At 58.4% G+C, this 15,174-nt stretch carries 12 protein-coding genes; 6 read left to right on the top strand and 6 right to left on the bottom strand.

The genetic code is table 11. From position 1 onward, the window contains the following. Positions 1–122 precede the first annotated feature (122 nt). Positions 123–1,481, top strand: coding sequence for a phosphoglucosamine mutase (glmM, locus tag HMPREF2749_RS05670; RefSeq protein WP_049341784.1), 1,359 nt, complete (start codon positions 123–125; stop codon positions 1,479–1,481). A gap of 177 nt (positions 1,482–1,658) precedes the next feature. Here the strand turns inward: glmM and mscL are convergent, their stop codons facing one another. The 3 genes from mscL to coaA all read right to left on the bottom strand — a co-directional run bounded on the left by mscL (position 1,659) and on the right by coaA (position 4,361). Then, positions 1,659–2,042 (bottom strand): large conductance mechanosensitive channel protein MscL, encoded by a 384-nt coding sequence (gene mscL, locus HMPREF2749_RS05665; RefSeq protein ID WP_049341785.1) that lies wholly within the window; start codon positions 2,040–2,042, stop codon positions 1,659–1,661. 291 nt (positions 2,043–2,333) lie between these two features. Beyond that, complete coding sequence (locus HMPREF2749_RS05660) at positions 2,334–3,242, bottom strand: M15 family metallopeptidase (RefSeq protein ID WP_049341787.1); 909 nt, start codon at positions 3,240–3,242, stop codon at positions 2,334–2,336. A 162-nt stretch (positions 3,243–3,404) separates the two neighbouring features. Next, on the bottom strand, positions 3,405–4,361 hold the full coding sequence (gene coaA / locus HMPREF2749_RS05655) for a type I pantothenate kinase (RefSeq protein WP_070541464.1): 957 nt from the start codon (positions 4,359–4,361) through the stop codon (positions 3,405–3,407). 184 nt (positions 4,362–4,545) lie between these two features. Here coaA and glmS point away from each other — a divergent pair, with 184 nt between their 5' ends. From glmS to HMPREF2749_RS05640, 3 genes are all read left to right on the top strand, one after another. Continuing rightward, on the top strand, positions 4,546–6,429 hold the full coding sequence (glmS, locus tag HMPREF2749_RS05650) for a glutamine--fructose-6-phosphate transaminase (isomerizing) (protein ID WP_049349272.1): 1,884 nt from the start codon (positions 4,546–4,548) through the stop codon (positions 6,427–6,429). Positions 6,430–6,694: 265 nt separating this feature from the next. Then, entirely contained in the window at positions 6,695–7,135 is a 441-nt protein-coding gene (locus HMPREF2749_RS05645; protein WP_049341794.1) for a holo-ACP synthase, read from the top strand. An 88-nt stretch (positions 7,136–7,223) separates the two neighbouring features. Further along, positions 7,224–8,810, top strand: a complete 1,587-nt coding sequence (locus tag HMPREF2749_RS05640; protein WP_049341797.1) for a bifunctional ADP-dependent NAD(P)H-hydrate dehydratase/NAD(P)H-hydrate epimerase — start codon at positions 7,224–7,226, stop codon at positions 8,808–8,810. Positions 8,811–9,035: 225 nt separating this feature from the next. Here HMPREF2749_RS05640 and HMPREF2749_RS05635 read toward each other — a convergent pair whose 3' ends face one another. The 3 genes from HMPREF2749_RS05635 to HMPREF2749_RS05625 form a co-directional block, all read right to left on the bottom strand. Next, a complete protein-coding gene (locus tag HMPREF2749_RS05635; RefSeq protein WP_070593727.1) occupies positions 9,036–10,517 on the bottom strand; it encodes a sugar transferase in 1,482 nt (493 codons plus the stop codon). A 510-nt stretch (positions 10,518–11,027) separates the two neighbouring features. Continuing rightward, positions 11,028–11,810 carry a phosphatase gene (locus HMPREF2749_RS05630; protein WP_070593726.1) on the bottom strand — a complete coding sequence of 261 codons (783 nt, stop codon included), beginning with the start codon at positions 11,808–11,810 and terminating at the stop codon, positions 11,028–11,030. Positions 11,811–11,838: 28 nt separating this feature from the next. Then, positions 11,839–13,101, bottom strand: a complete 1,263-nt coding sequence (locus HMPREF2749_RS05625) for a glycosyltransferase (protein ID WP_070593724.1) — start codon at positions 13,099–13,101, stop codon at positions 11,839–11,841. Positions 13,102–13,239: 138 nt separating this feature from the next. On the opposite strand from HMPREF2749_RS05625, the gene alr reads away from it, so the two are divergent. Both alr and tsaE read left to right on the top strand, forming a co-directional pair. Then, on the top strand, positions 13,240–14,553 hold the full coding sequence (alr, locus tag HMPREF2749_RS05620; protein WP_049356375.1) for an alanine racemase: 1,314 nt from the start codon (positions 13,240–13,242) through the stop codon (positions 14,551–14,553). Continuing rightward, a complete protein-coding gene (gene tsaE / locus HMPREF2749_RS05615) occupies positions 14,553–15,152 on the top strand; it encodes a tRNA (adenosine(37)-N6)-threonylcarbamoyltransferase complex ATPase subunit type 1 TsaE (protein WP_049341805.1) in 600 nt (199 codons plus the stop codon). Before alr ends, tsaE begins: the two co-directional genes overlap by 1 nt. The last annotated feature ends 22 nt before the right edge of the window (positions 15,153–15,174 follow it).

Here is a 15,174-nt window from a genome sequence, read left to right as displayed (position 1 = left end):
TGCGCGTCTGCAGAAATATTAGCTATGAAGCAGATATGTAGCCGCTGAAAATCACTTTCTGATTATGAAGAATTTACGGTGTATGCGCCTAAGCAGAGTTACGCACAACGTAAAATAAAAGGGTGACTGAACGACTTTTTGGAACCGACGGCGTACGCGGTCTGGCAAACGATGTAATTACTCCCGCCCTGGCTATGGAGCTCGCGCAGGCGGCTTCTATTGTTCTGGGCTTTGACACGGTAGAAGAGGGCGTACGCCCCCGTGCCGTGATTGCAAATGACTCCCGATCCTCTGCAGACTTTATTGTCTCTGCGATGAAGGCTGGCTTCGCTAGCGCAGGTGTTGACGTGCTGGATGCCGGCATTGTCCCCACCCCCGCAGCAGCTTACCTGGTGGCACACACCGGTGCTGACTTTGGCGTGATGATTTCTGCATCGCACAACCCCGCAGCGGACAACGGTATTAAGTTCCTGGCTCGTGGCGGCCAGAAGCTGGAAGACTCCGTTGAGGACGCTATTGAGCGCGTTTACCGCGAGAAGTCCTTCCGCTACCCGACCGGTGGTGCTGTGGGTACCGTCAAGCCCCTGGAGAACGGTACCGAGGCTTACGTGAAGCACCTGGTCTCCACCCTGCCCGAAGGCAAGCCCCTCGACGGCATGAAGATTGTTCTGGACTGCGCAAACGGTGCAGCCTACGCGGCGTCCCCGGCAACCTTCGAGGCACTGGGTGCAGAGGTCATCGCACTGGCTGTAGAGCCCAACGGCACCAACATCAACGACGGTGTGGGCTCCACCCACCCCGAGAAGCTGCAGGCGGCTGTCGTTGAGCACGGCGCGGACCTCGGCATCGCCCACGACGGCGACTCCGACCGTTGCCAGGCAGTTGACGAAAAGGGCAACCTGGTAGACGGCGACCAGATCATGGCTATCCTGGCTGTTGCCGCTAAGCGCGAAGGTAAGCTCGCAAAGGACACTCTCGTCGCAACCGTGATGAGCAGCCTGGGTCTGGAACTGTACCTGCGCGAGCACGGTATTACCCTGGGCCGTACTGCTGTGGGCGACCGTTACGTCCTCGAGTCCATGCGCGAGCACGGCTACAACCTTGGCGGCGAGCAGTCCGGCCACGTTATCATGAGCGACTACGCAACCACCGGTGACGGCGTTCTGACCGGCATCCAGCTGGCTGCAGAGGTGGCTCGTAGCGGTCAGACCCTCTCGGAGCTGGCATCCCGTATGCAGCCCACCCCGCAGCGCCTGATTAACGTCAAGGGCGTTGACCGTGCGGCTGTGAAGACCAATGAGGCGCTCGCTACCGCTGTGAGCGAGGCTGAAGGTGTACTGGGTGAGAGCGGCCGCGTGCTGCTGCGTGCATCCGGCACCGAGCCTCTGGTTCGCGTCATGGTTGAAGCTGCAACCCAGGAGCAGGCTGATGAGGTTGCTCAGCAGCTGGCTGACGTTGTAGCTAAGGAACTGGCACTCTAAACGTATTCTTCCGGTGCGAAGACCGCAGTGGAGGATAGAGAAGGGCTGGGAAGGTGTTACCTTCCCAGCCCTTCTTCGTTATCTTGGGCGGGGGAGGGGGGGGACGAGGATACGGAAAACCCCCGTATCCACAGGGGATACGGGGGTCTAAAAAATTAGTGGTAGAGAGCAGAGAAATTACTTCTTTGCCAGAGCGTCGCGGATCTCCTTCAGGAGGTCAAGCTCGGTCTCTTCCTCTTCTTCAGCAGCCTCGTCTTCAGCCTTCTTCTTAGCCAGTGCGAGTTCAGTCAGCTTCTGAGTGGGCACAACAACTGCGAAGTAGACAGCAGCTGCAATCAGGATGAAGTTGACAATAGCGGTTAGGAACACGCCAACCTTGATCTGGCCGAAGACCAGGAACTCGTCGAAGTTGGGGGAGCCAACCAGCATGGAGATAGCCGGCATCAGGACGGCCTGGACAAGCGAGGTCACCACAGCGGTGAAGGCGGTACCCATAATCAGACCAACTGCGAGGTCGATGACGTTACCGCGGATCAGAAAATCTTTAAAACCCTTAAGCATGAGATATAGAATAGCGCCTTTTCACCTCAGAAAATGCCATATTCTGAGAAAATTTTCACTGTAAAGCATGTGTTTTTCTTCACAGTGGTCCTATGGCGCCCGATACTTAAAGTCTAGCTCACATGAACCTGAGCAAAAATCTCTAAAACCTGCGAAAAACCGCGGATTTACGGGGTGTGTATGCGAAAAAATATGCATCTACTGTGCCTATTTATCTCCGGTACGAAGCTTGAAAGACGATACACATCACCACTTGGCGCACCGACCAAAGCCGAAAGATTAGCCTCGACCCTAGCTCGCACTTGCATAATCGGGTGCCGCACCCGTACCGATAAACTCCTCAAAAGTCTTCGCACCCGAAGACACATACTCCTGGGCAATCTGCACACCCACATAGCGGTAATGCCACGGCTCAAAACGATAACCGGTCACCGATTGACGACCATCAGGGAAGCGCAAAATATATCCGTAACGCGGAGCGTTCTTCGCCAACCACTGACCAGCCAGCGTATCGCGATAACACTCCTCCAAACGGCAACCCTCAGGAGAAGCAAAATCAATCGCCAAGCCCGTCTGATGCTCCGAATAGCCGGGACGAGCCGATAACTGGTCCGCCACCTGTTGACCGTTCACCGAAACCCAATACTGATAGGTCTGCTGCTGCACCGCATACGAACGATACGCGCTAGAAACAAGCAGAGTCACGCCATCAGTAGCAGCCGCATCAATCATCGTATCCGCTGCCTTAGCCGCCTCAGCGCGCAATTGATGACCGTAGAACTCCACCAGGTCATTCGGCTCCCAATCCTGCTGCGCAAAGGGACGCATCTTATTCACGAGGCAACGCAAAGAATCCGGCTGAGACTCAACACTCGGCTGAGCAAGCGCCAACGGGGAAGAAGACACGCTCGCAGAAGCCGAAGCACTTGCAGAAGCACTGGTAGCAGAAGCAACAGGGGAGGGCGCGGCAGAAGATGCCGACGCAGCGGAAGAGGCGCTAGAAGAAGCCGCCGAAGCCGCCGCAGACTCAGAAGCACTCGCAGCAGAAGATGAAGAAGACGCACCCTGACCCTGCGAGCCACAAGCCGCCAACAAGGCGGTACCGCCAACCCCCAAAGCGGCACCCAAGAGAGTGCGGCGGTTCAGCGCAGAACTATTAAGAGACTCCTGAGCGGTAGACGTACGGTGCAGAGACTTCACAATAACTCCTCATCATGGCGTAGATGCAAACAAAAAGCGCCAGAAGCCTAAACCCACCCCGCGAGGGAGTGGAGCCTCCGGCGCCTTCTACTAGAATGCACCACAAACGCGCTACACAGGCAACTAAAAGCCGCACACGAACGATAAAAACCTAAAGAACCTCTAGTTCTTACGCAGAAGAACCTGCTCCACGGTATGCTCGGCGCCCTTCTGCAGAATCAAATGCGCACGAGCACGAGTAGGCAAAACATTCTGCAACAGATTCGGCTCATTCACGCTCTTCCAAATGCCGGTCGCAACCTCAACCGCCTGCTCATCGCTCAGCTCCGCATAACGCTTGAAATACGACTCCGGATTCGCAAAAGCCGAAGAACGCAGAGTCAAGAAACGATTCACATACCAGCGCTCAATATCTTCAGTGCGGGCATCCACATAAATAGAGAAATCAAAGAAATCACTCAGCGTCAGATCAGAAGTCTCCGGCCCCTCAGCCTGAGAAGGCGCCAAAACATTCAAACCCTCAAGAATCAGCACATCCGGTGCCGTGACCTCAATATGCTCATCCGGCATGATGTCGTAATACAGATGTGAATACTTCGGCGCCACCACACGCTCAGCGCCAGACTTCACCTGCGACACAAAATTCAACAGGGCACGGCGATCATAAGACTCCGGGAAACCCTTACGGTGCATAATGCCGCGACGCTGAAGCTCAGCATTCGGGTACAAGAAACCATCCGTAGTCACCAACTGAACCTTCGGAGTCGAAGGCCAGCGACTCAAAAGAGCCTGCAAAATACGTGCCGTCGTCGACTTACCCACAGCAACAGAACCTGCCACACCAATAATGAACGGGACGCGGCGCTGAGACACATGCAGAAAATCATTCGTCATATGGTTCAACGAAGAAGCAGCAGTCACATACAGATTCAGGAGACGAGAAACCGGTAGATAAATACGCTGCACCTCTTCAAGGTCGACAGTTTCACCCAGACCACGAAGAGACTCAATTTCCTCAGCACTGAGGGGAACAGAAATCTCATCGGCTAGGTGCGACCAACGGGAACGGTCAAGATGCATGAAGCGGTCATCGCCAGAAAAATACGGTGCGGTGCTCATTTATCTAAGTGTACGAACTTTCAGCCCGCGGGGAAAATACCCACCCTCACGGTTTGTTTGAAGAAATAAATGTATGGAAAGAAAAGGGTAAAACCTGAAAAAGCCAGGAAAGCCACAATAAACGTGACGTATAACGGTATTTCACCGTGCGCATATCTGGATACTTGTGGGATAAACTTATAGCATGTGTGGAATCGTAGGATATGTAGGTCTGGACACTGCTCCGGACGGTAACAAGTTTGACCACAACGCATACGATGTGGTCCTCGAAGGTCTGCGCCGCCAGGAATACCGCGGCTATGACTCTGCTGGCGTGGCACTCGTGTGCCCCGACGGCATCGTATTCCGTAAGAAGGCAGGCAAGCTCCTGAACCTCGAAAACGAGGTTAAGGAAAACCCCCTGCCGGACTCCCAGATTGGTATCGGTCACACCCGTTGGGCTACCCACGGTGGACCCACCGACAACAACGCTCACCCCCACGTTGTCGACAACGGCCGCCTCGCCGTCGTACACAACGGTATTATCGAAAACTTCGCAGAACTGCGTGCCGAACTGCTCGCCGAAGGCGTAGAGTTCGCATCTCAGACCGACACCGAGGTAGCTGCAGCAACCATCGCAAGCATCTACAACAAGCTCGGTACCGGTGACCTCACCGAGGCAGTACGCGTCGCATCCAACCGCCTCGAAGGTGCATTTACCATCCTGGCTATCCACGCCGACCACCCGGACCGCGTTGTGGCAACCCGCCGCAACTCCCCGCTGGTCATCGGCCTGGGCGAGAACGAGAACTTCCTCGGCTCTGACGTCTCCGCGTTCATTGACTACACCAAGGAAGCCGTCGAAATGGGTCAGGACCAGATCGTGACCATCACCGGCAGCGACTACTCCATCATCGACTTCGAAGGCAACCCCGCAGAGGGCAAGCCCTTCCACATCGAATGGGACGCCGCAGCAGCTGAAAAGGGCGGCTTCAACTCCTTCATGGAGAAGGAAATCCACGAGCAGCCCGCAGCTGTTGAGCAGACCCTCATGGGCCGCCTCGACGAAAACGGCAACCTCACCCTCGACGAACTGAACATTGACGACTCGGTGCTGCGCACCATCGACAAGATCATCGTCGTCGCATGTGGTACCGCAGCATACGCAGGCCAGGTGGCACGCTACGCCATCGAGCACTGGTGCCGCATCCCCACCGAGGTTGAGCTCGCACATGAGTTCCGCTACCGCGACCCCATCGTGAACGAGAAGACCCTCATCGTGGCACTCTCGCAGTCCGGCGAAACCATGGACACCCTGATGGCAGTGCGCCACGCACGCGAACAGGGTGCAAAGGTTATCTCCATCTGCAACACCCACGGCTCGACCCTGCCCCGCGAATCCGACGCTGCGCTGTACACCCACGCAGGCCCCGAAATCGCAGTGGCATCCACCAAGGCATTCCTGGCACAGATCACCGCAGCATACCTGCTTGGCCTGTACCTGGCACAGCTGCGCGGCAACAAGTACAAGGACGAAATTGCTTCGATCCTTGCCGAGCTGCAGAACATGCCCGCAAAGATCCAGAAGGTCCTCGACAACGACACCCAGGTCAAGGAACTGGGCGTCGAAATGAAGGATGCCTCCTCCGTGATCTTCCTTGGCCGCCACGTGGGCTTCCCCGTCGCAATGGAAGGCGCACTCAAGCTCAAGGAAATCACCTACATCCACGCTGAAGGCTTCGCAGCAGGCGAGCTCAAGCACGGCCCCATCGCACTGATCGATGAAGGCCAGCCGGTCATCGTAGTGGTTCCCTCCGCAAACGGTCGCGACTCCCTGCACGGCAAGGTCGTCTCCAACATCCAGGAAGTGCGCGCTCGCGGCGCCTTCACCATCGTCATCGCCGAGGAAGGCGACGAGGCCGTCAAGCCCTACGCAGACCGCCTCATCACCGTCCCGGCATGCCCCTCGCTGCTGCAGCCCCTGCTGGCAACCGTGCCCCTGCAGATCTTCGCATGCGCACTGGCAGAAGCTAAGGGCCTGGACGTTGACCAGCCGCGTAACCTCGCAAAGTCCGTGACCGTGGAGTAATCCTCTGGAGTAATCCTCGGAAATCGCCTCAGCGATAACGACAAGGGCGGTGGTTGAGTTCTTAGAGAACTTGACCACCGCCCTTGTCGTTTAACCTGGTGGTTATTCGTGGATGACCCAACAAAAATAGACGCTGTGAAACAGATATCAACTATGCGTCATATTTGCCGCTATCCCATCTAAAAGAAACGAATCTCGCTAGACTTAAAACAAGAGAAACCGCAAACAGGACGCGGCACCACCCCTAGCCCAGAAGGTGAAGCTCATGATCATGGGAATCGGCGTAGATACCGTCAACATCGAACGATTCGAACGAATCGTCGCCGAAACACCAGCCTTCGTCCGCCGCGTCTTCACCCCCAACGAACGTACCCGGAATGTACGCTCCCAAGCCGTACGATTTGCCGCCAAAGAAGCCGTCGCAAAAGTACTCGGAGCACCCGCCGGACTCAACTGGCAAGACTGCGAAGTCGCCACCGCCGAAAGCGGCCAACCCTACCTCATCATTCAGGGCACCATCGCCCGCCGTGCTAAAGAACTCGGCATCAACCGCATCCACCTCTCGCTGACCCACGATGAACCCATCGCCATCGCCATCGCAACCGCCGAATACCTCAGCGATGCAGAACTGGCGCACCTGCAAAAGTTCAACCCCGAAAGCTACCGACTCAGCGTCATCACCGGCGACGACACCGACGAAAACTAACGCCACCGACGATTAAACGCAGAGCCACATCAACACCACCCCCGGTGACCCCCCTAAGGCCCGCACGGTGCCACCCAAGGAGACAGCAATGAAGCTCATCTACACTGCTTCCCAGGTACGCGAAGCAGAAAAGCCCTACATTGAAGCCGCCGACTACGACGGCTACCTCATGCAACGCGCCGCAGACGCCGTTGCAGCCGAAGCGCAGGAGCTGCTCCACGGCAAAGACAAAGCAAAAATCCTGCTGCTCATCGGCCCGGGCAACAATGGTGCAGACACCATCTACGCCGGCGCCCGCCTCAGCGCCAAGGGGCACAGCGTTGATGCAGTCATCTTCGACTCCAGCGAAAAGAACCTCGAACTCATCGCCCGCGAAGGCGGCGAAGGCACCCGCGTGCTTGACCCCGAACACGCCCTCGAACAGCTTGCCGGCTACGACCTGACCATCGACGGCATCCTGGGTACCGGCTCCAGCGGTGCCGTACGCGGTAGCGCCGGTGAATACCTGGGCGTACTCCGCGCCGCGCAGCTCGACGGTAAGCTCGGCGCAGTCCTCGCCGTCGACACCCCCTCCGGAGTCGACAACAACCGCGGAACCGTGCATGAACCCTCCCTGCGCGCCGACCGCACCGTCACCTTCATCGGTCACAAGCTGCCGGCAGGCACCAGCCACAGCGTCCACTCCGGAGACATCAAACTCTACGACCTGGGCGTGCCCGAAGCCCTCGACGCCCACAAGCCCGCCCTGCGTGTTCTCGACCGCGAAGACTACCGCGAACTCATCGAAATCCCCGACGAGCACTCCCACAAGTACACTCGCGGCGTACTCGGCATGCTCACTGGAAGCCTCGAATACCCCGGCGCAGCCCTCATGAGTGTGCGTGCTGCCCTCAACACCGGCGTTGGTATGGTTCGCTTCGGTGCCAACTCCCACGAGCTCCGCCAGCTCATGATCGCCCACAACCCCGAAACCGTCTACTTCAGCGGCGCACCCGCCCTGCAGAGGGTCACCGTCTGGGCCGGCGGCTCCGGCTCCAGCTACGACTCGCTGGACAAGAACCGCTACCTGCTCCACTCGCCCGAACCCGCAATCCTCGACGCTGGTGCCTGCGACCTGGCGGCAGAATACATGGCAACCGGTAAGCACCTCGGATCCCACAAGATTCTCACCCCGCACGCGGCAGAACTCGAACGATTCCTGCGGGTCGTACACGAGCTCGCCCCCGAAACCTGGAAGAAGCACCTGGGCGAAGCCATCGTACCCAGCCGCAAGGACATTGACGCAGAGCCCTTCCGCTGGGTGCGTGCCGCCTCCGAACTCTCCGGCGCGACCGTCATGCTCAAGGGCGGTTACACGCTCATTGCGGCACCCAACGGCGCCACCTACAGCGTTGCCGGAGGAAGCCCCTGGCTCGCCACCGCAGGCAGCGGAGACACCCTCACCGGCATCTACGGCGCCCTGCTCGCCCAGACCGTAGCCGCCTTCGAAGCCCGCGGAGAAACCCTGGAAGACTGCACCTACGCCTCCATCGGTGCGCTCGCAGTCTACCTGCACGGTGAAGCCGCACGCGCCAGCGCCACCGGAAGCGTCAAGGACGCACTGCTGGGCCCCGCCCCGGCAACCCGCGTCGCGGAGATGCTCCCCGAAGTCATTGCGCGACTCATCGCCGAATAGGGCAGAGGCGCCCAGTACGCCGCCTCCAGCCTAACGCCCTCCAGAGATTCTAGAGCGTCTCTCAATGAACCAGGCAGAAGGCACAAAGGAAGGGGCGTGAATCCACCGGAAATGGATTCACGCCCCTTCTGTGCGTTTATATCAATGGATGATGCCAAGCTGCCTGTGCCGGAACAGCATCTTCAAAAACGGCATACATACCAGCGAGAGACCCCCCAACTCTTCTTAGTACGCGCCTTCCTTAGCGAAAACCGCACGGACAGTACGCAGAAGAATAATGAGGTCACCGGTAAGCGACCAGTTCTCAACATAGTAGAGATCCAGACGAACCGACTCTTCCCAAGAAAGGTCACTACGGCCAGAAACCTGCCACAGACCGGTAATACCGGGCTTCACCAGCAGACGGCGGTACGCAATGTCCTCGTACTGCTCAACTTCCTCAACCAGCGGAGGACGCGGACCCACCAGCGACATATCGCCAATGAACACGTTCCACAGCTGAGGCAGCTCATCAATCGAGTACTTACGGATGAACTTACCAATGGGGGTAATACGCGGGTCGTCCTTCATCTTGAAGAGCACGCCGTTACCCTCGTTCTGCTCCATGAGGCGCTTCTTGACCTCTTCAGCATCAGTACGCATCGAACGGAACTTCACCATCTTGAAAAGCTCACCGTTCAGACCCACACGATTCTGCAGGAAGAAGACCGGGCCGCCATCACGCTTCACCAGTAGCGCCACCACCAGGAACAGCGGAGACAACAGAATCAAACCCAGACCCGAAGACACAACATCCATAGCGCGCTTGAAGAACGCCGACAGACCGGTAATACGCGGAGTCGACACGTGCACCAGCGGCAGACCGTTCAACGGCTGCATGTGCATACGCGGACCAGCAATATCGGTCGTCGCAGGAGCCATAATCAGCGAAATATGCGCATCAGCAAGCTTCCAACCCAGCAGGCGAACCTGATCCGGGCTCAAGTGGTGACCATTCGTAACCGCGACCATGTGAATATCGTTCTCGCGGATGGCCTCCATAATGTCAGCCGGAGAAGTGCTGTAACCAAGGACCGGAATCGGAGCGCCAGCAACAGTAGTACCCGGGGTGAAACCGGGCAGGTAGAACGCAGCGGGGGACAGGCCGGAAGCAACCACATCCTTCAGGTTCTTGTACAGGTGCTGACCGGTCGTCACATCAGAAATAATCATGACGCGAGTCAACGCACGACCGCGAGTACGCGAACGCACCAGACCCTGACGAATCAGCCAACGCTCAACGAGCAGAAGGAACAGACCCAGCGGGTAAGCAATCAGCAGGTACATACGGGTGACGTCAACCTTAAGGAAGAACGCCACAATAATCAGCAGGCAGAAAAAGTAAGTAGTACCGCGAGTAATGAGGCGGTACTCCTCAGTGCCGAACCCCATGATGCGCAGGCTGCGGGAGCCGTTCACCTGGAGGATAAACCACCAGCCGACAACCATACCAACGCCCAGGAAGATGTAATCAATAGCGGGAATACGGCCATCCAGGGCGTTAATAGGCCAAACGTTCACATAGGGCAGGTCAGCATTCTCCCACCCGAAACGAATCAGATGCGCAGCGACAACCGCAATAGCAATGGCGAGAAAATCGCCAAAGTAAAGGGCACGCTGAACCTTGGGATGCCAGCTTCGCTTGACGACGAAGTCTGAACCCCACATTTTTTTAAGACGATCTTGTACTTTCAACGGTGTAATCTTCCCCGGAAATTTGTCCTGTGTCGTGGACTGAGAGCGGCGAATAGGCACATTTACCCCTAATTATCGGTGAATAGGGAATCGTGTCCTAGTCTTTGTCCTGATGAATGAGTGAACCCTTAATCTTACTGAGTGAAAATAATGGCAGAGACTACGGCAAAGGCGCTGGTAAGACGCCTAGTGGAGCGTTATATGAGCCCACAGAGCGCATAAACGTGTTCCGTAAACTATTCTACGGGGTCGGGGGTCTTCCGTCTCGAAGAATGAAGAGGCAAAGTCGCTCCGGTGTGATGAAATCAATCACAGAAAAAGAAGAGAATAAGAGCCCCCGAGAAGAATGCCTAGTGGAGCTAAGAAACTCCTAAAAACACCAGACTGTTTCACACACCTGCAGAAAAAACAATAACCGGCACATAAAACGACAACCCCCGGAGGCTCAATAACAAACCCTACACACACGGTGTAAAAGAGACATTAAGGACGCTCAAGCCCCGCACGATCCAAAATGAAATCAATCATCGGCTCATAACGACGCGGCGGAACGTTATCGTCCATCGGCACGCACACCGGCAGGTCCCCCTGCTCAGCCGCCACAAACAGACCCGGATCATTACAATCCGCAATACCAATCGTCAGCAACTTACAGGTCGAGGAAGCATAACCAGCCATACCGTGATCCGAAACCACCAGATCCGGAGTCACACCGCGCGCCTTCAACTGATCCAGTGCGATGCGCATCGGGCCGGGGAAATGCGTATGCTGCAGATTACCGTACTGCTCAAACATCACGACATCCATAATCTGGCGGACATCGCCGTCCAGGAAGCGCTCACCCTCCTCAATCTGGAGAACCTCAGCACCGGCAGCCTTCGCAGCCGCAGCCATCACCGCATAGATGGGGAACAGACCCGCCGGGTGACCGGTCGCAAACAAAATACGAGAACTCGCACGCACCGCCTCACCGAAGATGCGGGCGTATTCCTCCAGAGCGCTGATGCACTGCTCAGCACCAATAGTGTCCTGACCGTGAGTATGCGAACGATCCGGGTTCAGACCCGCGCGGCGAACCATCACCTCAAACACCGAATCGTAATCCCAATCGCGGGTCCACTGCACACCAAACTCAAGGTGCTCATTACCATCCAGGAAACCCTGAATATGGTCCAGGTTATTCTCTCGGGCGGTTGCCACCTCGCCGGTAATACGCACAGAATCCAGGTACGCGGCGAACTCATCGCGGCTCATCGAGAAAGACATTAAAACTCCTCACAACGTGAAAAATACATTACTGCGAGATACCCTCACGTACCTCGGCATAAGCTTCCAGGGTCTTACGCGCCGTCTGCTCCCAACCCATCGTGCGGGCACGCGCCGCGGCGTTCGCACCCAACGAATGACGCAGATACGGGGCACGCACCAGACGCTCAATAGCTGCAGCCCAACGCTGCGGAGTACGAGGCGCCACCAGCAGGCCCGTACGGTGGTTCTCCACCGCATAGCGCAGACCGTCAGCATCCGTAGCGAGCACTGCCGCGCCGCACGCCTGCGCTTCCAAAGCGACCAGGCCGAATGTCTCAGACGACGACGGGGATGCCACAATATCGGCGGCACGGAAAATATTCGCCAACTCAGACGCCGGAACCGGGTCCTTCAAATGCACCCGCTCTGCCACACCCAGCTCAGCTGCACGCTGCAACAGGCGGCGCTCATAATCCGAATCGGAACGACCAATAATGTCCACATCCACCTGCAGATCGGAGGGGAGCAGCGCGAGCGCCTCCACCAGCAGATGCGGGCCCTTCAACGGCTGAGGCCTACCGGCAAACACAATGCGGCAACGAGTCTCCGAGGTGTCATTGAGCGGATGCACGCCAGGAATCGTATGGAAAATCGAGGTGTCAACACCCGGCGGGATAGTGGCAAGCTTCTGCGCGTCCGTACCGTAATACTCGCCCATCTGCTGCGCCTCCAGGGGAGTATTCACAATCACCCGGCTCGCGGAGCTACTCATCAGGCGCTCGGCGGCATAGCGCTCCTCGGGTTCGGGCGCCTCACCTTCGCCGCGGCGCGCATCCTTGGCAGCAGCCGTCGTATGCGGAGTAAAAAGAACAGGAACCGGGAAGCCAACGCCCTGAGCCGACCACAGGTCGGATGCACGAGCCGCAGCCTGACCCGACAGCCAATAGTGGGCGTGAATAATATCCGGGGTGTACAGTGCCTGCTCCACACACGCCTGCGCAAAATCATCGGTGACCGCAGCCAGCTCGTTCTTCGAAAGACCACGGGCGGAGGGCAGATCAAGACTGTGGCGCACAAGGCGCTCGCCGGGCTGAGGAGGCTGACGGAACGGCGAATCGGTCGGAAGCGCCTCACCGCGATCCAGCGTGAAAACCTCAACCCGCAGCTCCGGATCCAGTTCCAGCATGGCATGCACCGACCGGGCAATATAGACGTTCATGCCGCCTGCATCTCCGCTACCGGGCTGCGCAAAAGGGTCGGTGTGCATGGAATACACGTGAACCGTCCGAACCGGCGGCAGAGTGCTCATCGATGCTTTCCTCTCTAAAGGGGTACCTGACCTAGTGTAGCGCGACAGGACTTTCGCACAGCGGGAGGTCTAGAATTTAGTAGAAGAGAGGCTGCTCAAGTACAGCCTGTAGTACCCGCCCGTCAGAAACGAAGGACCATGACTCACCCTCAGCAGCCTGCCGAACCGCTTTACTGCCCGCCCTGCGCTCCCGGCCAGGTGGAACGTAGCGCCACGATTGATCTTGACGCGCTGGAACATAATGTGCGCCGACTCAAGGAACTCATTGGCGACCGCGTGCTCATTGCAGTGATTAAGGCGGATGCGTACGGTCACGGCGCGTACCCGGTGGCACGTTCGGCTATTGCAGCCGGCGCTGACCTGCTGGGTGTGGTGCACGTGAACGAGGCGCTGGAACTGCGTGCTGACGGTATTGATGCGCCGCTCATGGCGTGGCTGCACACCCCCTCCACCGATTTTGAGGCTGCACTGCAGGAGAAGATTCGTCTGGGTGTTTCCGGTTGGGACCTGGAGGCGGTTGCCGCCGCCGCTGAACGCACCGGCGAGCGCGCTATCGTGCATCTGAAGGCTGATACCGGTCTGGGCCGTAACGGTGCCACCGCGGCGGATTGGCCTGCGCTGGTGGCTCGCGCCGCTTCCCTGGAGGATGCCGGTCTGATTACGGTTGAGGGTATTTTTAGCCACCTGGCGGTTGCGGATGAGCCGACCCGCGCCGAGACTGCGCAGCAGGTCGATACTTTGGATACTTTTGTGGCTCAGGCTCGTGAGGCTGGCCTGGACCCGAAGATTGTGCACCTGGCGAACTCGCCGGCGACCCTGACCGCCTCCCTGGAGGGTTGGGATACGGAGGAGCGTCTGCTCGGTGACGGTGTGCGTTGCGGCCTTGCTCTGTACGGTCTTTCCCCGCTGCCGGGGGTGACCGCTGAGGACCTGGGCCTAAAGCCCGTCATGACGGTGGGCAGCTACATTGCCGCCGTGAAGGAAGTTCCTGCAGGTCAGGGTGTTTCCTACGGGCTGCGCTACCACACTCCCAAGGCAACCACCCTGGCGCTTGTGCCGCTCGGCTACGCTGACGGTGTGCCGCGCATTGCGGAGAACGCGCCGGTGCGCATCTACCCGGGCGCGCAGAACGCGGAGAACGGCTCCGTGCCTAACAGTGCGGAAGGTAAGACCTACCGCGTGGTCGGCCGCATCGCCATGGACCAGATGGTCGTTGACCTGGGCGAACCCGGCCTGAGCGACCCCGCCCTGGGCTACCTGGGGGCGCCCGCCATCCTTTTTGGTGCCGGTGAGAACCCGCCCGTAGAAGAGTGGGCGGATGCCGCGCAGACCATTAACTACGAAATCGTGACCCGCATTTCGTCCCGCGTGGAGCGCCTCTACGTTGGCGGCTCCTGGGTTGAAGCTGAGCTGAACAAGCTGTGGGATACCGGGCAGGAGCAGGAGGGCTAATGAGCGCTGAGTACATTTCTGCCGCACTCGATCTGGATGTGACCGGCCCCGACCATACCCGCCGCCTGGCGCTCACCATGGCGCAGCACCTGAACGCCGGGGACGTACTGTTGCTCTCGGGCGAGCTTGGCGCGGGCAAGACCACGTTCACCCGCTCCCTGGGTGAAGGCCTGGGCGTGCGCGAAGGCGTTATCTCACCGACCTTCGTGCTCTCACGCGTGCACCCGAACCTGCCGGACGGCCCCCGCCCCGGCGGCCCCGACCTGGTGCACGTGGACGCCTACCGCCTCTCCAGCGCCGAAGAGCTCGACGACCTGGATCTGGAGTTCTCCCTGCCGCGCTCTGTGACCGTCATTGAGTGGGGCCGCGATAAGGCTGAGCACCTGAGTGATTCCCGTCTGGAGCTGGACTTCACCCGCCTGACCGGCGCGGATGCGCGCTTTGCCTACTCGGGTGCCGAAGAGTTCAGCTGGGACGACGAAGACGAAAGTGACGAGGACGCGGACACCCCCGAACCTCGCCTGCTGCGGGTGCGTGCCTTCGGCCCCCGCTGGGAGCACGCTTTCGACGCTCTGAAAAAGGCCCTGCAGAGCGCCTAGAGCCCGCGCGTTAGAATGATAG

This window comes from Rothia sp. HMSC075F09 (genome assembly GCF_001810515.1).
GTDB lineage: Bacteria > Actinomycetota > Actinomycetes > Actinomycetales > Micrococcaceae > Rothia.
The sequence above is the reverse complement of the archived record's forward strand: the minus strand, read 5'-3'. Positions and strand labels throughout refer to the sequence as shown.